This is a genomic window from Hymenobacter oligotrophus (genome assembly GCF_003574965.1).
GTDB lineage: Bacteria > Bacteroidota > Bacteroidia > Cytophagales > Hymenobacteraceae > Solirubrum > Solirubrum oligotrophum.
Genome location: NZ_CP032317.1, coordinates 3084244 through 3103223, shown reverse-complemented (window position 1 = coordinate 3103223; position 18980 = coordinate 3084244). Strand labels below are relative to the sequence as shown.

Below are 18980 nucleotides of genomic sequence, written 5' to 3'. Positions count from 1 at the left end.
CCGTTAGAAATGAAGCTGGTAAGGCTGATGTGAATGAACAGTGCCGCGCCTTGCGGGCGGCGGGGTAAGCAAAAAAGTGATGCGCAACCCTGTGGGCCGCAACCACCCAGGCGCGGTGGCCTGGGGCGGGCAGCAGCCCTAGGTGCGGGCGAGCCACCGCGGCCCAAGCAGGCCAAAGTGCATGCGAATTAGGGGGTAAGCGCAAGAAAAAGTAAATAAATAACGCAAATTATCTGCAATTGCCGAGCTAGGTTTGAGTGCGCGCCGCGAAGCATGCTACTTTGGCGCGTTTCTGCTAGGTTGCTTTTACCGCTCATTTCTCCCAGTCCTATGTCCCGTAAGTTTTCCTGGGCGCCGCTGCTGCTGATGCTACTCGGCGCGCCCGCGGCCAGCCAAGCGGCCGATCCGGCCCCCGCAGCCGTTGCCAAAAGCGGCATTACCCGCATCGACCCCACGTTTTGGTGGGTGGGCATGAAAAACCCCGAAGTGCAATTGCTCGTGTACGGTCCCGGAATCGGTTCCGGCACGGCCGCAATCGATGGCAGCTACCCCGGCGTAACGCTTACCAGCCAGGAGAAACTCGAAAACCCGAACTACCTGCTCGTAAACCTGCGCATCGAGCCCACGGCCAAGCCGGGCAAGCTGCCGCTCACGTTTACGGGCGGCGCCAAAAAGCAGAAGTTTCAGTACGAGCTGCGCGCCCGCACCACGCCGGGCGACAAATCGAAGGTGCAGGGCATCAACACCGCCGATTTCATTTACCTGCTGATGCCCGACCGGTTTGCCAACGGCAACCCCAAAAACGACATCGTGAAGGGCATGCGGGCCCCGGGCATTGCTCGCGACTCCATGTTCTCGCGCCACGGCGGCGACCTAAAGGGCATCGAAGACCACTTCGGATACCTCAAGGAGCTGGGCGTAACGGCCATTTGGCCCACGCCTATTGTGGAGAACGACGAGCCCAAAGCCAGCTACCACGGCTACGCCGCCACCGACTGGTACCGCGTTGACCCCCGCTACGGTACCAACGACGACTACGTGCGCTTTGTGCAGAACGCCCACAAGCAGGGCCTGAAAGTGGTGCACGACGTGGTGCTGAACCACATGGGCACCTCGGGCTACCTCGTGAAGGATGCGCCCTCCAAGGACTGGTTTCATCAGTGGCCCGCGTTTACGCGCTCCAACTTCCGCGACGCCGCCTTCAACGACCCCTACGTATCAGCTGCCGACCGCAAGCAGTTTGGCGAAGGGTGGTTTGATAAGCACATGGCCGACCTGAACCAGAGCAACCCGCAGGTGTCGCGCTACCTCATCCAGAACTTCCTGTGGTGGGTAGAGTACACCGGCCTCGACGGCTACCGCGTGGATACCTACACGTACTCGGACCGCAAGTTTCTGATGGACTGGGGCAAGGCCATCCTCGACGAGTACCCCAACCTAGGGATGTTTGCCGAAACCTGGGTGCAAGGCACCGGGCAGCAGGCCTACTTCGCGCGCAACATCTTTCCGGAGGTGCAGGGCTTCAAAAGCAACATGCCCGGCGTGCTCGATTTTCAGCTGCAATACGCCATCAACGAAGGCCTGACGCGCGACGCCGGCTGGACGGAAGGCATCAACAAGCTGTACTACACCATGCAAACCGACTGGATGTACGAAGACCCACAGCGCAACGTGGTGTTCCTCGACAACCACGACGTGAGCCGCTTCTTCTCGGTGGTGGGCGAAGACTTCCAGAAGTACAAGATGGGCATTGCCTGGCTGCTCACCACGCGCGGCACGCCGCAGCTGTACTACGGCACCGAGGTGCTGATGAAGAACTACTCCAACCCCGATGGCAAAGTGCGCGAGGATTTCCCCGGCGGCTGGGCCGGCGACAAGAACAATGCCTTTACCAAAGCCGGCCGCAACGAGCAGCAAAACGCCGCTTTCGAGTACGTAAGCCGCTTGGCCAACTACCGCCGCACGCACCCCGTGCTGCACACCGGCAAGTACATGCACTTCATCCCCGACAACGGCGTGTACACTTACTTCCGCTACAACGAGCAGGGCGAAACCGTGATGGTGGTGATGAACGCCAGCAAAGAGGCCAAAACCGTGGAAACCGCCCGCTTTGCCGAGCGCATGCAAGGCTACAAGTCGGCGCAGGAGGTAATTACCGGCACCTCGCTCGATAACCTGGCCTCGCTGAAAGTGCCCGCCTACACGGCCTGGGTGCTGGAGCTGAAGAAGTAATCGTTGACCTAGGATTTTTCTCGCTGAGGTTCGCGGAGGTAAAGCGCAGAGGTTCGCTGAGCTTTTATGCACGAAAACGATATTTCTTTCAACATCCGCAAGGCTGCCTTTAAGGTGCATACGGCCCTATGTCCGAGCTTGCTCGAATCGGTATACGAGGTGGCCTTGGCCTATGAGCTTCGCCTGTTGGGCTACGAGGTGAAAACCCAAGTGCCGTTGCCGATGGTGTACGAAGGACAGCGGATGGACGTAGGTTTTCGACTCGACCTGCTGGTGCATAATCGGGTTATCGTTGAAATCAAATCGGTAGATGCTTTGCTGGATGTGCACCACAAACAATTGCTCACGTACCTGAAACTTTCGGACTGCAAGCTTGGCCTGTTGATGAATTTCAGCGTGGTGCACGTCAAAGAAGGAATCGTGCGTATCGTAAATGGCCTGCAAGATTCTCCGCGAACCTCGGCGTAAACCTCAGCGAACCTCAGCGAGAAATAACACGATGACCGACCTAACCAACCAAGTAGCCATTGTAACCGGGGCCAGCCGCGGCATTGGGCGGGCCATTGCCACGTTGCTGGCCCTGCAGGGCGCCCAGGTAGTGCTGGTAGCCCGCTCCGAAGACGACCTGCTGGAAGTGGCCCACAAAACCAACGGCTTGCCCGTGGTGGCCGACGTAAGCCAAGAGGCCGACGCGCAACTGGTGGTAGCCGAGGCCCTGAACCGCTACGGCCGTCTCGATATGGTGGTGTGCAACGCCGGCGTCGGCTCGTTTAACCTGCTCGAAAACTTTGAGGAAGCCGAGTGGGACCGGATGTTCGATGTGAACGTGAAGGGCACCTTCCTGCTCTGCAAAGCCGCGTTGCCGCACTTTAAGGAGCAGCGCCGCGGCCACATCGTGGGCATTGCCTCCGACGTGAGCAAGCGCACTTTTGCGCACGGCACCGCCTACGGCGCCAGCAAGTACGCCCAACACGCCGTGCTCGATGCGCTGCGCAAGGAGGTGCGCCCGCACGGCATCAAGGTGAGCGTGATTTACCCCGGGCTGGTTGATACGCACTTCAACGACGCGCGCCCCGGAGCCCCCGAAAAGCAGCTGACGCATCTGCAACCCCTCGATGTGGCCCAGGCCGTACGCTACGTGTTGGAGGCGCCGGCCCACGTCGTAATCGACGAGTTGATGCTGCACCCCACCACGCAGGAGTGGTAAACCCGGGTTTGGGAGCTCGGGAAACTTGGAGCGTTTCACTGGCCTCTGGCCCGCACCGGCAAGGCCAGCCGAAAGTATTCAGCAAGAAAAACCCCGCACCCTGAGCCCCCAAGCCCCCGGGTTCCTAACTTTAAGCCTTATGCGAAGCTCTTTACTCTTGTCAGCCACCGCGCTAAGCCTAGGGCTGGCTTCTTTTACCTTGTACCCACACACGCCCCCGGCCCCTTTGCCCGTGGACTCCGTAGCCGACCTAGCCGCCGACCCCAACACCACCGACGAAGTACCGAAGGATAACAAGCTCGTCATTTACCAAATGATGGTGCGCCTGTTCGGGAACCAGAAAACCACCAACAAGCCCTTCGGCTCGGCGGCCGAAAACGGCGTGGGCAAGTTCAACGACATCAACGACAAAGCGCTGCAGGAGCTGAAAAAGCTGGGCGCTTCGCACGTGTGGTACACCGGCGTGCTGGAGCACGCCACCATGGCCGACTACAGCAAGCTGGGCATTGCCCTCGACGACGCCGACGTGGTGAAAGGCCGCGCCGGCTCGCCCTACGCCGTGAAGGACTACTACGACGTAGACCCCGACCTGGCCGTGGACCCCAAAAAGCGCATGCAGGAGTTTGAAGCCCTGGTGCAGCGCACCCACAAAAACGGCCTCAAGCTGCTCATCGACTTCATTCCGAACCACGTAGCCCGCAGCTATAAGTCGGATGCCAAGCCCGCCGGCGTGGTTGACCTAGGCCAGAAGGACGACAAAACCAAGGCCTTTGCCCCCAGCAACAACTTTTACTACCTGCCCGGCAAAAGCCTGGTGGTGCCCAAAGGCAACGACCCCCTAGGTGCCGCCATCAAAGGGCCCAAAGAGGACGGCAAGTACACCGAAACTCCGGCCAAAGCTACTGGCAACGACGTGTTTTCGGAAGCGCCCAAAATCGACGACTGGTTTGAAACCACCAAGCTGAACTACGGCGTGGATTACCAGAACGGCCGCAAAACGTACTTCGAGCCCGTGCCCGATACGTGGCTGAAGATGCGCGACATTCTGGTGTACTGGGCCAAAAAAGACGTCGACGGTTTTCGCTGCGACGTAGCCGAAATGGTGCCCGTGGATTTTTGGGCCTGGGTTATACCGGAGGTGAAAAAGGTGAAGCCCGACATCATCTTCCTGGCCGAAGCCTACAACCCCAAAGAGTACCGCAAGTACCTGGAGCAAGGCAAGTTCGATTTTCTCTACGACAAGGTAGGCCTCTACGACGGCCTGCGCCGCCTGATGCGCGGCGAGGGCAAAACCGAGGACATTACCAAGGTGTGGAGCGAGGAAAGCCGGGGCTTCTCCTCCAACATGCTGCGCTTCCTCGAAAACCACGACGAGCAACGCATTGCCTCCAAGGATTTTGCCGGCGACCCGCTGCGCGCCATTCCGGCCATGACGGTATCGGCCACCCTAGGTTCGGGCCCCGTCATGATTTACTTTGGGCAGGAGGTAGGCGAGCCGGGCCGCGGAGCCGAAGGCTTCTCGGGCGAAGACGGCCGCACCACCATTTTCGATTACTGGGGCGTGCCCGAGCACCAAAAATGGCTGAACGGCGGCAAGTTCGACGGCGGCAAGCTGAGCCTGCAGCAAAAGCAGCTACGCGACTTTTACAGCCGCTTGCTCAACCTGTGCAGCTCGCACGAGGCGCTGCGCCGCGGCCGCTTCTACGAGCTGCAGGACGCCAACAACCTCGCCAAGGAGTACAACGACAAAGACCTGTACGCCTACCTGCGCTACACCGACAACAAGCGCGTGCTGGTGGTCGTCAACTTCAGCGCCACCCAAACCTACGTGCCTACCCTCAAGGTGTCGCCCGCGGCTTGGAAGCTGATGGGCCTCGACCCCTTGCGCAACCAGTTTACGTACACCGATGTGCTGAACGGCCGCGCCGTAAGCAACACCTCGCGCGTTACGCTGCCGCCCCTCTCGGCCGTGGTACTCGAAATCGAACCGCTGAAATAAGTGATGCGCCAACAGGCGCCGCGTAGCATGTTTCTGCGTCGACTGTTGCCCCATCACCCAACCTCCCTTTCCGCATTCCCTGTATGGCAACCGTTTCGGCCCCATCACCCGCCGGTACCCAGAAGAAGCCGCGCCTGAGCTTCTGGCAAATCTGGAACATGAGCTTCGGCTTCCTCGGCATTCAGTTTGGCTTCGAGCTGCAGAACTCCAACGTGAGCCGCATTTTCGAAACCCTAGGTGCCAACAAGGACGAAATTCCGATTCTGTGGATTGCGGCGCCCGTAACCGGCCTGCTGGTGCAGCCCATTATCGGCTACCTCTCCGACCGCACCTGGAGCCCGCGCTTTGGCCGGCGTCGGCCCTTCTTCCTCATCGGGGCGTTGCTGGCCAGCTTGGCGCTTATCCTGATGCCCAACTCGCCCGCGCTCTGGATGGCCGGCGGCCTGCTTTGGATTATGGATGCCTCCATCAACATCTCGATGGAGCCGTTTCGGGCGTTTGTGGGCGATAAGCTGCCTTCGGAGCAGCGCACTACCGGCTTTGCTATGCAGAGTTTCTTTATCGGGGTGGGGTCGGTAATTGCGGCTTTGCTGCCGTGGGTGTTCACCAATTGGTTGGGCATGAGTAATACGGCCCCGGCCGGCGAAATTCCGCCTTCGGTAAAGTGGGCTTTTTACGTAGGAGCAGCGGCTTTCCTGCTGTCGGTGCTCTACACGGTGTTCACCAGCACCGAAACGCCGCCCGAAGACATGGAAGCCTTTAGGGCCGAAAACGCCAAGGTGGGCATGTGGGACGGTTTGCGCGAGTCGTTTGCCGGTATTTTTCAGATGCCGGCGGCCATGAAGCAGCTGGCTGTGGTGCAGTTCTTCACCTGGTTTGCGCTGTTTTCGATGTGGATTTACTCCACCAACGCCGTTACCAGCAACATCTACAACATGCGCGTGGATGCGCCGCTGTACCAAAAGCTGAAAAGCCAGATTGCAGCGCAGGCCAACGGCGGCAGCAAAGAAGTGGCCGGCCTGCAGCAAGACATCCAGGAGATTGAGCGTTTTCAGACGGGCAGCACCGATAAGGTCATCACGCTGAACATGGCTAACTACGCCGCTTCCAAAGGCCAACTCACCCCCGACGAGCTGGCCACCACCAAGCGCGTGCAGCAGCAATACAACGACGGCGCCGACTGGCTGAGCCTGTGCTCCTCGGTGCGCAACGGCGTGGCCGCCGTGTTTGCCTTTATTATTCCGCTGATTGCCGCCCGCACCAGCCGCCGCCGCACCCACATGCTGTGCTTGCTGCTGGGTGGCTTGGGGCTGATTTCGCTTAAGTTTATCACCAACCCCGACTACATCATCGTGTCGATGGGGCTGGTGGGCATTGCCTGGGCCAGCATCCTTTCGATGCCCTACGCCATCTTGGCCGGCTCGCTGCCCGCCAACCGCATGGGCTACTACATGGGCGTGTTCAACTTCTTCATCGTGATTCCGCAGATTGTGGCCGCCACCATCTTGGGCTACTTCACGGTCAACATCTTTCAGGGCAACACCCTGAATACGCTGGCCCTAGGTGGCGCCAGCATGTTGCTGGCCGGGCTACTTACCCTGCGCGTGCGCGACGACGACGACACACACGTGGCCGCTGTAATGGAAAACCCCGGCTACGATACGCCGGTGCTTACCAACCCGCAGGCCTAACCACAACGCTTTTGCTATGTCCCACCGCCCCGGCAGCCGCTGTGCTGCCGGGGCGGTGTGCGTTTGGGGGCACCTAGGCCTACCGCCCCGCTTGCAGCCAATGCTGCGCGGGCAGCTCCTCGGTAAAAGCCTGCACCGCCGCACCTAGGCGCGTGGCTTCGGGTACCTCGGGTTCCAGCTGTCGCAGGCGTTCGTTCATAACCTCGGCTTGGTAGGGCGTAACCAAGTAAGCGATGCGGCGGGGCGCCGGCACTGCCTCGGCCAGCCGCTCGCGAAACGCGCGCAGCACCCAGGCAAAATCCTCGACGGAGGCCAGCCCGCGGGCGCGCAAATCAATCAGCCAGCAGCCGCAAGCTTGCTCGCGGCCCAGCGCCAAGGCCACGTGGTAGCCCTCCCGGTGCTCTTCCGACGATACGGGCCGCACCCAGCGCATGAACAGCAGGCGCAGATCGGGGCGGTACGAGAGGCGCAAGTAATCGTGGTGGTTGATGAGGTGCATAGCAGCGGGGTGCGCAAGGGCCCGAAGGTAGTGCCCAAAAGGCCTCCGGCCGACAACCCGGCAGTATCTCGTCGGTAACTATCCCTAGGTGATTTAACGTAAGGCAGAAGCCGCACAGTTGATATCTGAAAAGCTGCCCTTATGTTTCTTGTCTACGCGTTCTTCGTGGTGTTTTTCGGCGTGTGCCTGTACCTGCTGGTGCGGTTGGCGGGGTTTTGGCAAGTGCCGGCGCCGGCCGTGGCCCGGCCCAAGGTGAGCATCTTGGTGCCGGCGCGCAACGAGGCGGCCAACATCGAGCGGTGCTTGCGCGCCCTGGCGGCGCTTACTTATCCCGCCGATAAGCTGGAAATCCTGATCGGAGACGACCACTCGACCGACGACACGGCCGCAGTGGTGGCGCGCTTCATCCAGGACAAACCGCAGTTTCGGTTGGTGAGCATTGGCGCCCCGGTGGGCAAGGCCAAGGGCAAAAGCAACGCCATTGCCCAGCTGTGCCACCAAGCCTCGGCCGATTATTTTCTGCTCACCGACGCCGACATGGCCATGGCCCCCGACTGGGTGCAGTACATGCTGGGCGCTGCCGAAATCGACAACGGCGGCAAGGTGGGCGTGGTAACGGGTGCCACCACCGCCGAGGGCGGCTTGTTTGGCAAGCTGCAGGGCCTCGACTGGCTGTTTGGCCTGAGCGTAATCCGGATTCTATCGGACGCCAACCTGCCCGTAACCGCTGTGGGCAACAACATGCTGGTAACGCGCGCGGCCTACAACACCATCGGCGGCTACGAAACCCTGGCCTTTCAGATAACCGAAGACTTGCAGCTGTTTGCCTGCATTGTGCAGGCCGGCTGGGGCTACCGCAACTTGTGGCACAGCCGTGTGCTGGGGGTATCGGTGCCGCAGCCCAATGTAAAGTGCCTGCTGGAGCAGCGCAAGCGCTGGATGCGCGGCACCACGCGCCTGCCGTGGTATTTGTCGGGGCTGTTTGGCATGTACGGCCTGTTTTACACGGTGCTGTTTTGCCCGCCGCTCATTTCGTGGCCATTCACGCCGCTGGTGTTTGGCCTGAAAGTGCTGCTGCAAGTGGCGTTTTTGTGGGGCAGCCTGCGGCAAGTGGGCCGCCGCGAAAAGCTGTGGGTGCTGCTGCTCTACGAGTTTTACCTAGCGGGCATGTCGTTGCTGGTAATCGGCTACACGCTGCTGCCCGGCCACATCAACTGGAAAGAGCGCCGCTACGTGTGGGCCGAGGTGTAAGCCTTGTGCGCGCTTAACTTAGCCTGATAAGCGGGGCGGCGGGTTTTTGGCGCATCGGAACCCAAAAACCCGCCGCCCCGCTTAGCTTTGGTAACCTTGCCCGCGGGCCTGCTGCGTTACCAACTACAGCTATGCGTTACTTGCTGCTTCCAATGCTGCTCCTCTCGGCCGCCCCGGCGCTGGCCCAAACGGCCGCTGTGCTGCCGCCCGGCCCGCTAAACAACGCCCGCTACAGCCCCGCCGACACTTTGCGGGCGGTGCGGCATTTGTTTCAGCAGCGCGGCAAGGGCGGCGACGGTTACCTCGATGGCGGTAGTGCGCTGGTTGGCCAAGGTATTGCCGGGCTGCTGCAGCCGCGCGATACAACGCTGGCCGACCGCCGCATAGAAGCGCGTCAGAACGTGCTTTTTGGTGGTTTGATGGCGGGGTACGGCCTGTTCCACACTCAGCGCTTTGGGCCGGGGCGCTACGCGCAAGTGGCCGCGGCCTACGCCCAGGGCGAGCCGCTGCCCGCCTACGTACGCCGCCGCCTCAAGCCCAAGTATTTTCGCTACCGATCTTTCTGAAGGCGGCGCTGTTCGCCCTAGGTGCATTGGCACCGGAGCTGGCCAAGAGGCCTTTTACTACCGGGTCTTGCCCAGCGCCCCCCCCGGGCGTGCCCGGGCCCGGCAGTGCCTAGGGCTTCAAAAAAAATGTATGGTGCAAAGCCCGTGGCAAGCAGCCTTGCGGGCGCGGCCTACGTCATTCGCGCGGAACAGGTTGCGCCAAAGCAGCGCGCTTTGTCATTCTGTCCTTACCTTGGCTTCACTCAAACTCCTCTATTCTCACCGTATGACCCGCAACCAACTGTTGCTGTTGGGCCTAGGTGCTTTCCTGTCGGTAGGTACGCCGCAGCTAGCCCAGGCACAGGCCAAACCCGCCGCCAAAACCACCGCGGCCAAAGCCAGCACGGGCACCACCCGCCTGGTAGAAAAAGTAACGCGCAAGGCCGGCGAGGTAGCCATTCCGTACGAGAAGTACGTATTGCCCAACGGCCTGACGCTGATTGTGTCGGAAGACCACTCCGATCCGATTGCCCACGTCGACGTGACCTACCACGTAGGTTCGGCCCGCGAAACCATCGGCAAATCGGGTTTTGCTCACTTCTTTGAGCACATGATGTTCCAGGGCTCGGATAACGTAGCCGACGAGCAACACTTCAAAACTGTAACGGCCGCCGGCGGTACCCTCAACGGCACCACCAACCGCGACCGTACTAACTACTTCGAAACCGTACCCTCGAACCAGCTCGAAACCGCGCTGTGGCTCGAGGCCGACCGCATGGGCTTCCTGCTCGACGCCGTAACGGAGAAGAAGTTTGAGGTGCAGCGCGCCACCGTGAAAAACGAGCGCGGCCAGAACTACGACAACCGCCCCTACGGCCTGGCTTCGGAGTACGTAGCCAAAACGATGTACCCCTACGGCCACCCGTATTCGTGGCTGACCATTGGCTACCTCGAAGACCTGAACCGCTCCGACCTGCAAGACCTCAAGAACTTCTTCCTGCGCTGGTACGGCCCCAACAACGCTACCGTAACCGTGGGTGGCGACGTGAAAGCCGCCGACGTGGTGAAGCTTGTGGAGAAATACTTCGGCTCGATTCCGCGCGGCCCCGAGGTGCAGAACATGAAGCTGCCCACGCCGCAGCTGACGCAGGACCGCTACACCAGCTACCAGGACAACGTACGTTTCCCGATGCTGCAGATGGTGTTCCCGACGGTGCCCCAAAACCACCCCGACGAGGTACCCCTCGATGCCCTGGCCGAAATCCTGGGCGGTTCGAAAACCTCGCCGCTGTACCAGAACCTAGTGAAGGCCCAAAAGGCCGTACAAGCCCAATCGTACCACCCCACCTCCGAGCTGAGCGGCGAGTTCACGCTCGTGGGCCTGAGCTACCCCGGCAAGCCGCTGGCCGACCTGGAAGCCACCATGCGTGCCTCCATCGACGAGCTGGCCAAGCGCGGCATCACCGACGAGGAAGTAACCCGCTACAAAGCCTCGGCCGAAGCCAGCCTCATCAACCGCCTCAACAGCGTGAGCGGCAAAGTGAGCACCCTGGCCGCCTACCAGTACCTCACCGGCAACCCCAACCTGCTGCCCGTGGAGCTGAAGCGCATTCAGTCGCTCACCAAGGCCGATGTGCAGCGCGTGTTTAAGCAGTACATCCAGGGTAAGCACGCCGTGGTGCTGAGCGTGGTGCCCAAAACCTCGCCCGACCTCGTTGCCAAGGCCGATAACTACACCGTATCGAAGGACGGCTTCAAAGCCCCCAAAGACGAGTACGCCGGCCTGAAGTACGTGAAGGCCACCGACAACTTCGACCGCACCAAGCAGCCCAAGGCTGGCGCCAGCCCCATGGTGGCCGTGCCCGCCGTGTGGAAAAGCGAGTTGCCCAACAAGCTGAAGGTAATCGGCACCCAAAACGCCGAGATGCCGACGACCACCATGCTGCTCACCATCCGCGGTGGCCACCGCCTCGAGCAGAGTGACCGTAACAAGGCCGGCATCGCCTCGCTCACGGCTTCGTTGCTGAACGAAGGCACCGAGAAGTACACCGCCGAGCAGTTTTCGGCCGAGTTGGAGAAGCTGGGCAGCCAGATTTCGGTAAGCCCCGGCACCGACAACACCACGGTGTACGTGCAGTCGCTGACCAAAAACCTCGACAAGACGCTGGCCCTGCTGGAGCAGCGCCTGCTGCACCCGCGCTTCGACCAAGCCGATTTCGACCGCCTGAAGAAGCAAACGCTGGAAGGCATTGCCAACCAGAACACGCAGCCGGTGATGGTGGCCGACAAAACCTTCTCGCGCCTGCTCTACGGTGCCGGCGACATCATGAGCGTGCCCACCTCGGGTACGGCCGCTACCGTATCGGCCCTCACGCTCGACGACGTGAAGAAGTTTTACCAGGAAAACTACGCGCCCAACATCAGCCACTTGGTGGTGGTGAGCGACGTGCAGCAGAAAGCCATCGAGCCGAAGCTGGCCTTCCTGAACCAGTGGCAGCAGAAAGCCGTGACCCTGCCCGCCGGCAACATGGCTGCCAAAGCCGATAAAACGAAGCTGTACTTCGTGAATAAGGATGGTGCTCCGCAGTCGGAAATCCGCATTGGCTACCTAGGCCTGCCCTACGACGCCACCGGCGAGTACTACCGCGCGTACCTGATGAACTACATCCTGGGTGGTGCCTTCAACTCGCGCATCAACCTGAACCTGCGCGAAGACAAAGGCTACACCTACGGTGCCCGCTCGGGCTTTAGCGGCTCGCGCTACGCGGGTCCCTACACCGCCCAAGCTGGTGTGCGCGCCGATGCCTCGGCTGCCTCGGTTCGCGAGTTCATGAAGGAAATCGAGAACTTCCGCAAGACCGGCATCACCGACGAAGAGCTGGAGTTCCTGAAGGCTTCGATCGGCCAGAGCGACGCCCTGAAGTACGAAACCGGCCAGCAGAAGGCCAGCTTCCTGGCGCGCTTGGTAGAGTACGACCTGCCCACCGATTACGTAGCCAAGCAGACGGAAATCCTGCAGAAGCTGACCAAGGAAGATGTAGCGGCCATGGCGCAGAAGTACCTGCCCGCCGAGAACATGTACATCGTAACCGTGGGCGATAAGAAGTACCTGCCCGAGCTGAAGCAACTCGGCTACGAGGTAATCGAGCTGGATGCCGACGGCAACCCCGTGGCTCCGGCCGTAGCTGCCGAACCCGCTCCGGCCCCGGCCGCTGCTCCGGCTGCCGCCCCCGCTACTTCCGACAAGAAGAGCAAGACCAAAGTGAAAGATGCCGACGGCAACAAGGCCAAGCGCAAGCAGAAGTCTGACGAAGACGGCGGCAAGGAGAAAGTGAAAACCGAAAAGGCTGACTAAGCCCTAGGTCGTAACCAACTCCCGAAGCAAAACGGGGCGTTGCCACATCGGCAACGCCCCGTTTTTGTTTTTCAGTCTAGGTGCTGTGCAGTAATCCTGCTTTGAATAGCAGCGTCATACTTCGGCTGCGCTCAGCATGACGTTCTTTTAATCACCCCCACACCCGCGTACCCTCTGTGCAGTTGCGGCACATTTCTACCTGGTCGCGGCCTTTGAGCAGGGCTTTGCGGAAACCTTGGTACTTGGGCCCGTGCCAGAGCTGCCGGAAGGTTTGGCCCTTCAAATCACCTAGGCGGTATTCGGCGTCTTTGTCGAAGCAGCACGGTACCACCAGCCCGTCCCAGGTAATTACGCAGGAGTGCCACATCTTCCAGCAGTGGTTGAGTAGGCGGTTTTTAATGCTCCAGGTGCCGTCTTGGTTGTTCTGGTAGCGCGAGTAATAGTCGATGGTGGGGATGAGCGGCGAGCCTTGCTGGTAGTCGTAAATCTGGGCGGTTTTAAACCACACGTCGTCCACGCCTAAGTCGCGGGCCAGCTGCCGGGCCTCGTCGATCTGGTGTTCGTTGGGCCGCACCACCAAAAACTGGAAGATGATGCGCGGCGTGGCGCTGCGCAGCTCCTGCTTGTACTTCACCACGCGCTTCACTCCCTCCAGTACTTTATCGAGGCGGCCGCCTACGCGGTACTGCTGGTACACTTCCTGCGTGGTGCCGTCGAGGGATACAATGAGCCGGTCGAGGCCGCTTTCCACGGTTTTGCGGGCGTTGGCCTCGGTGAGGTAGTGGGCGTTGGTGCTGGTGGCGGTGTATATCTTCTTCCGCGAAGCATACTGCACCATGTCGAGGAACTGCGGGTGCAGGTACGGCTCGCCCTGGAAATAGAACGTGAGGTACCACAAGCGCGGCGCTAGCTCATCGATGGTGCGGTAAAATACGTCGCCCTCCAGCATGCCCGTGGGCCGCGTAAAGGAGCGAAGGCCGCTGGGGCACTCGGGGCAGCGCAAGTTGCACGAAGTGGTGGGCTCGAGCGACACGGCCATGGGCAACCCCCACGCCCGCGAGCGGTTGGTGAGCCGGCTGAGCACATAGGAGCCCGTTACCTGCACGGCATTGAGCGCCCGCAGGGGCGTGAGCTTGGAAAAGAAATTAAGCCCGTCGCGGAGGGTAGAGCGCATGGGTGCAAAGGTCGCGAATGGCCGGTTAACTGAAGTGAGTGGCGGATGTTGCGGCGGCGTAGGCTGAAAAGCTGATATGAACTGCTTAGCTGCTGAACTACCGGCGCGAGTCGCCTTGTGCAGGCTAATACTCGTCTAGGTTGTACGCACTAGTGCTCAACTAACCTTAGGCTGCCCGGCCAAAACGTTGGCGGGCATTCAACGCTTTGATGCACCCCAACAAAAAGGCCCCGCCCTAGGTGGGCGGGGCCTTTGTAATGCTAGGCACTTAGGGCAGTTATTTGCCGGTAGGCAGAGCGCTGCTATACGTCGAGGCCTTGCCGAACGATTCTTTGATTTCGTCGACGGCAGCGCGGCTGCTCAGGCGTTTGGGCCTGGTGTTCAGAAAGGTGCCGTCCTCCGCAATCAGGAAGTATGCCGGTACCTCCTGCAGCATGTAGGCGCGGGCCAAGGGGCCGCGTTGGCCGCCGGGGGCGCGCAAGTGCATTCCAGTCAGCTTTTTGCTCGCTACGAGCTGCCGCCAAGCGGGTTCGTTTTCATCAAGGGCAATGTTCACGAACACGATGTTCTGGCCGTTAAACTTCTTGGCCAACTCCTGAGCGTAGGGCAAATCGCGCAGGGCCAAGCCGCTGGTGGTGCGCCAAAAATTTACGTACACCAGCTTGCCGCGCAAATCCTGCAGCGAAACCGAGTCGCCTTTGGCCGAAACAAGCTTGAAGCTGGGCGCCGGCGAGCCGATAGCAAAGTCCTTGTGCTTGTCGAAATCGGCTTTCAGGAAGGGATAGAACTGGTTTTTCTGGTCGACGGAGCCGCGGAAATCCTCCAGCATAGCCGCCGACATTTTCACGTGGCCAAAGCGGAACGACTCCTGCAGCACGCGGCCCATAATCACGGGCTTCATGGGGCCTTGCAGCTTTTCCTTGGCCAGGTTGTAGCACATCTGGTAGAACTCCGGGTCGCCTTTTTTGCGGCCGGCCGTAGCGGCGGCATAGTGCACGTAGTTCAGCAGAAACTCCTGGTAGCTTTCGTTCTGGTACGCATCGGGGTTGTTCAGCAACGCCGCGTCGTTCAGGAAATCATAGTACGTGCCCGACATTTTCAGGCGGCCCTCGGTGGCCACTACCTGCTCGCGCAAGTCCTGAAACGTGAGGCGGTCGTTGGCGTAGCTGTAGTCGATTTCGGCTTTGGTGTAGTTGCGAAACGCGGCCGACACGTTGGGGTCTTCCTGCACGTCCTGCAAGAACTTCATTTCCTCCTTGCGGCGGTAGTCCAGGAACGACAGGAACGGCCCCTCGTAAAGCGAAATATTGTCGGGCAGCACCTGAAAGCCGTCGTTTTCCACGAACCGCTCGTCGAAATCGGCGAGGTAGGTGTTGGCTTCGGCGCCTTTGCCCTTAAACTTCACGGTGGTGGCCAGGTCTTCGCCCTTAAAGCGTACGTCGAGGTTGGTGCCGGGCTCCAGCCACAGGCCGGCCACGTCGTCGCCGTACACCAAGTCGGCTTTGGTGGGGCCGTCCACCTTCACCGCCAACCTGAACTCGCCCTTGCCGTCGACGCGGGCGTAGGTGAGCTGCTCCTTGGGGTCGAGGGGGTGTTCGCGCAACGATACGGCTACCGTATCGGCGGTTTTGCCGTTGATTTTGCCGGTGAGCACCACGGTGCTCTGCGCCTGCGCGGCCGCGGGGGCAGCCAACAACCCCAGTGCAAACAGGGACAGAGCAGTGAGACGTGAGACGAAAGACATCAGGCGGCTAGGTATCGGGGTGTGGCACAAGAACAACAATCAGCATACGCGGCCGGAGCCGCCCCGTTGTGCTTGAGTTTATAATATTTGTGCCTCAAGTAATTCACGGGAAAAGACAATTGCTGGGTCTAAGTTACGGCGAACAGGTATATAAAATCCTATATCAGGCCTCACATTTTTAGGTGATTACCCCCATTTTATGTGATTACCCGAACAGCCCGCTGAGAACTTCGTCGAGACGTGCAACCGGGTGCACCTTTAGTCCAAACCGCCCTAGGTCGAGGCCGCGCCCGTTGAATTGAGAGATGTACATCTCGCGGAAACCTAGCTTCTCGGCCTCCGACAAACGCTGATCCAAGCGCGATACCGCCCTGATTTCGCCGCTCAAGCCCACCTCGGCCGCCAGGCACACGTCGCCGGGCACCGGAATGTCGTTCAGCGACGATACCACGGCCGCGCACACGGCCGCATCGAGGGCAGGATCTTCGAGGCGCAGGCCGCCGGCAATGTTCAAAAACACATCGTGCTGGCCCAGGCGCAAGCCGCTACGCTTCTCCAGCACGGCCAGCAGCATTTGCAGGCGCTTGCTGTCGAAGCCGGTGCTGCTGCGCTGGGGCGTGCCGTAGGTAGCAGGCGTTACCAGGGCCTGCACCTCCACTAGCAGGGGGCGGTTGCCCTCGAGCGTGGCGCCAATGGCAATGCCGCTCAGGGTTTCGGCGCGCTGGCTAAGCAAAATCTCCGACGGGTTCGACACTTGCCGCAAGCCTGCGCCTTGCATTTCGTAAATGCCCAGCTCGGCCGTGGAGCCAAAGCGGTTTTTAATGGTGCGAAGTATGCGGTAGGTGAGGTGCCGGTCGCCCTCAAACTGCAGCACGGTATCCACCATGTGCTCCAAAATTTTGGGGCCGGCGATGGAGCCATCCTTGGTAATATGGCCGATGAGCAGCACCGGCACGCCGGTGTCTTTGGCGTACTTCAGCAGCTCGGTGGTGCACTCGCGCACCTGGCTTACCGAGCCCGCCCCCGACTCGACCAACTGCGAGTGCAAGGTTTGGATGGAGTCGACCACCACCACGTTGGGCTGCAGCGCATCAATCTGCTTGAAGATGTTTTGCGTGCTGGTTTCGGTGAGGATGTAGAGGCCCTGGTGCTGCCGGCCCAGGCGCTCGGCGCGCATTTTTATCTGCTGCTCGCTTTCCTCCCCCGATACGTACAAGATGCGCAAGTTCTTGAGCTGCATGGCAATTTGCAGCATCAGGGTGCTTTTGCCAATGCCCGGCTCGCCGCCGATGAGCACCAACGAGCCCGGCACCAAGCCGCCGCCCAGCACGCGGTTCAGCTCGCCGTCGTGGGTGTCGAGGCGCGATTCCTCTTCGTACAGGATTTCACCTAGGGCCTTGGGCTTGGCCGCTTTGCTGGTGCCGCCCACCGAGGTAGAAGCTTTCCAGGCAGTGGCCGGGGTAATTTCTTCTTTCTGGATAACTTCCTCGACGTAGGTATTCCACTCGCCGCAAGAGGGGCAGCGCCCAATCCACTTAGCCGATTGCGCGCCGCACGTTTGGCAGAAATAAAGGGTCTTGATTTTGGCCATGTAATGCTCAGGGTATTCTGGAATAATGCGCAGCCGGGCAGAAAAGTTTGGCAAGAAACGCTATTTCCGACCTAGTAATGCTACTTTTTGGGCAGCCCGGCGGCGGCGCCTCTGTTTTTTGAAGCGCGGCATAAAGCATACGGCCGGCGGCTGCGTTAGCCTAGGTGGCCAATGGCGCTAAACCTCGCAGGCCCACCCGGGTTGCAAGTACATTAGGCGCCGCCCGGCGCGTGCGCTGTTTCGCGCTGCTGCCGGTTGTTACCCCCTTATTTCTCTCGGTTATGGCTACTTCAACTACCCCGCTGCTCACAACCGACGACCTCGCCATCGTGCCCGCGTTGGCCGGCTTGCCCACTGAGGTGCTGGCGTGGCTGTTGGAGCACGGCGAAGCGCGCTTATTGCCCGCTGGTACCGAGCTGTTCAGGCCCGGCGACCCGGCCGACCACATGTTTGTGTTGTTGCGCGGCGCGTTACAACTGTGGCGCGAGCAGGGCGGGCAGCGCGAGCCTTTTCTGCGCTTCGAGGCCCCGGCCATTTCGGGTGTGCTGCCGTACTCGCGGCTGCGCCAAACCTCGGCCACCGGCGTGGTTACAACCGATGCTACCCTGCTAATGCTGCACCGCAGCCAGTTTCCGGCGCTGGAGCACCAAAGCCCCGAGCTGGTGCAGCGGCTGGTGGGGCTGATGAGCGACCGGGTGCGCGAAGAAACCCGTGGGCAAGAGCGCGACGACAAGTTGCGGGCCCTAGGTAAGCTGGCCGCTGGTTTGGCCCATGAGCTGAACAACCCTGCCGCCGCCATCAGCCGGGCGGCCGCCGACCTCTCGGCCCGCACCGGCGCCGAGCCCATGCTGCTGCAAGAGCTGCTGGCCGCGGGCGTACCGGCCGAGCAATTGCCGCCCTTGCTGGCCTTGGCCAGCCGCTCGGCGCTGGCCAGCACCTCGCTCTCGGTACTGGAGCAAGCCGATTGCGAAGAGGAACTCGAGGATTGGCTGCGGAAACAAGGCATTGCCGACGCCCATGCTTTGGCTGCGGGCCTGCTCAGCGGTGGCCTCGACGAAGATACCTTGGCTCCCGTGCTGACTGCGCTACCTAGGCACGCACGCCAGCCTGCCCTCCGGTGGCTCGAAGGCCAGCTGGCCAGCCGCCAGTTGGTGCGCGATGTGCAGGAGGCGGCCCGGCGCATTTCGGAGCTGGTGCGCAACGTAAAGGATTACACGCACATGGACCGCGGCGCGGGCATGGTGCCCACCGATGTGCACGGCGGCCTCGATAGCACCCTGGCCTTGCTGAGTTACCCATTGCGGCAGCGGCACGTGCAAGTGGTGCGCGAGTACGCCCAGGGCTTGGTGCTGGTAAACGGTTCGCCGGGGGCACTCAACCAAGTCTGGACCAACCTGATCGACAACGCCATCGATGCTTTGCCCCACGACGGAACCCTCACGCTGCGCACCCGCCGCGAGGGCGAATTTATTTGCGTGTGCATCATCGACAGCGGTACGGGCATCGCGCCCGAGGTGCTGCCGCACATCTTCGAGCCCTTTTACACTACCAAGCCCGTAGGCGAAGGCACGGGGCTGGGGCTTGATATTGCCCGGCGCATTGTGCTCAGCCACGGCGGGCGCCTGCAAGCCAACTCTGAGCCCGGCCGCACCGAGTTTTGCGTGTGGCTGCCGCTGGCGGATTGAAGGTGAT

Annotated in this window: 13 protein-coding genes; 9 read left to right on the top strand and 4 right to left on the bottom strand. The window is 60.9% G+C overall.

Annotated elements, in window-relative coordinates; all coding sequences use genetic code 11:
• Positions 1-330: 330 nt before the first annotated feature.
• The 5 genes from D3Y59_RS13260 (at position 331) to D3Y59_RS13240 (ending at position 7129) form a co-directional block, all read left to right on the top strand.
• On the top strand, positions 331-2232 hold the full coding sequence (locus tag D3Y59_RS13260; RefSeq protein WP_240410367.1) for a glycoside hydrolase family 13 protein: 1902 nt from the start codon (positions 331-333) through the stop codon (positions 2230-2232).
• Between the two features lie 66 nt (positions 2233-2298).
• Positions 2299-2700, top strand: coding sequence for a GxxExxY protein (locus tag D3Y59_RS13255; protein WP_119445485.1), 402 nt, complete (start codon positions 2299-2301; stop codon positions 2698-2700).
• Positions 2701-2731: 31 nt separating this feature from the next.
• A complete protein-coding gene (locus D3Y59_RS13250) occupies positions 2732-3439 on the top strand; it encodes an SDR family oxidoreductase (protein ID WP_119445484.1) in 708 nt (235 codons plus the stop codon).
• A 139-nt stretch (positions 3440-3578) separates the two neighbouring features.
• A complete protein-coding gene (locus D3Y59_RS13245) occupies positions 3579-5438 on the top strand; it encodes an alpha-amylase family glycosyl hydrolase (protein ID WP_119445483.1) in 1860 nt (619 codons plus the stop codon).
• A gap of 83 nt (positions 5439-5521) precedes the next feature.
• The gene (locus D3Y59_RS13240) at positions 5522-7129 is read left to right on the top strand and encodes an MFS transporter (protein ID WP_119445482.1); all 1608 of its coding nucleotides are present in this window, start codon (positions 5522-5524) and stop codon (positions 7127-7129) included.
• 79 nt (positions 7130-7208) lie between these two features.
• Here the strand turns inward: D3Y59_RS13240 and D3Y59_RS13235 are convergent, their stop codons facing one another.
• Positions 7209-7628, bottom strand: a complete 420-nt coding sequence (locus D3Y59_RS13235; protein WP_119445481.1) for a hypothetical protein — start codon at positions 7626-7628, stop codon at positions 7209-7211.
• A gap of 141 nt (positions 7629-7769) precedes the next feature.
• On the opposite strand from D3Y59_RS13235, the gene D3Y59_RS13230 reads away from it, so the two are divergent.
• The 3 genes from D3Y59_RS13230 (at position 7770) to D3Y59_RS13220 (ending at position 12779) form a co-directional block, all read left to right on the top strand.
• Positions 7770-8879 carry a glycosyltransferase gene (locus D3Y59_RS13230; RefSeq protein WP_119445480.1) on the top strand — a complete coding sequence of 370 codons (1110 nt, stop codon included), beginning with the start codon at positions 7770-7772 and terminating at the stop codon, positions 8877-8879.
• 152 nt (positions 8880-9031) lie between these two features.
• Complete coding sequence (locus D3Y59_RS13225) at positions 9032-9445, top strand: hypothetical protein (protein ID WP_162910779.1); 414 nt, start codon at positions 9032-9034, stop codon at positions 9443-9445.
• Positions 9446-9710: 265 nt separating this feature from the next.
• A complete protein-coding gene (locus D3Y59_RS13220; protein WP_119445478.1) occupies positions 9711-12779 on the top strand; it encodes a M16 family metallopeptidase in 3069 nt (1022 codons plus the stop codon).
• 151 nt (positions 12780-12930) lie between these two features.
• Here D3Y59_RS13220 and D3Y59_RS13215 read toward each other — a convergent pair whose 3' ends face one another.
• From D3Y59_RS13215 to radA, 3 genes are all read right to left on the bottom strand, one after another.
• Positions 12931-13953, bottom strand: a complete 1023-nt coding sequence (locus tag D3Y59_RS13215) for an SPASM domain-containing protein (protein WP_119445477.1) — start codon at positions 13951-13953, stop codon at positions 12931-12933.
• A 277-nt stretch (positions 13954-14230) separates the two neighbouring features.
• Positions 14231-15697 (bottom strand): TlpA family protein disulfide reductase, encoded by a 1467-nt coding sequence (locus tag D3Y59_RS13210; protein ID WP_119445476.1) that lies wholly within the window; start codon positions 15695-15697, stop codon positions 14231-14233.
• Between the two features lie 205 nt (positions 15698-15902).
• Positions 15903-17288, bottom strand: a complete 1386-nt coding sequence (radA, locus tag D3Y59_RS13205; protein WP_119445475.1) for a DNA repair protein RadA — start codon at positions 17286-17288, stop codon at positions 15903-15905.
• A gap of 281 nt (positions 17289-17569) precedes the next feature.
• Between radA and D3Y59_RS13200 the strand changes: the two genes are divergently transcribed.
• Positions 17570-18973 carry a sensor histidine kinase gene (locus D3Y59_RS13200; protein WP_119445474.1) on the top strand — a complete coding sequence of 468 codons (1404 nt, stop codon included), beginning with the start codon at positions 17570-17572 and terminating at the stop codon, positions 18971-18973.
• Positions 18974-18980: the final 7 nt, after the last annotated feature.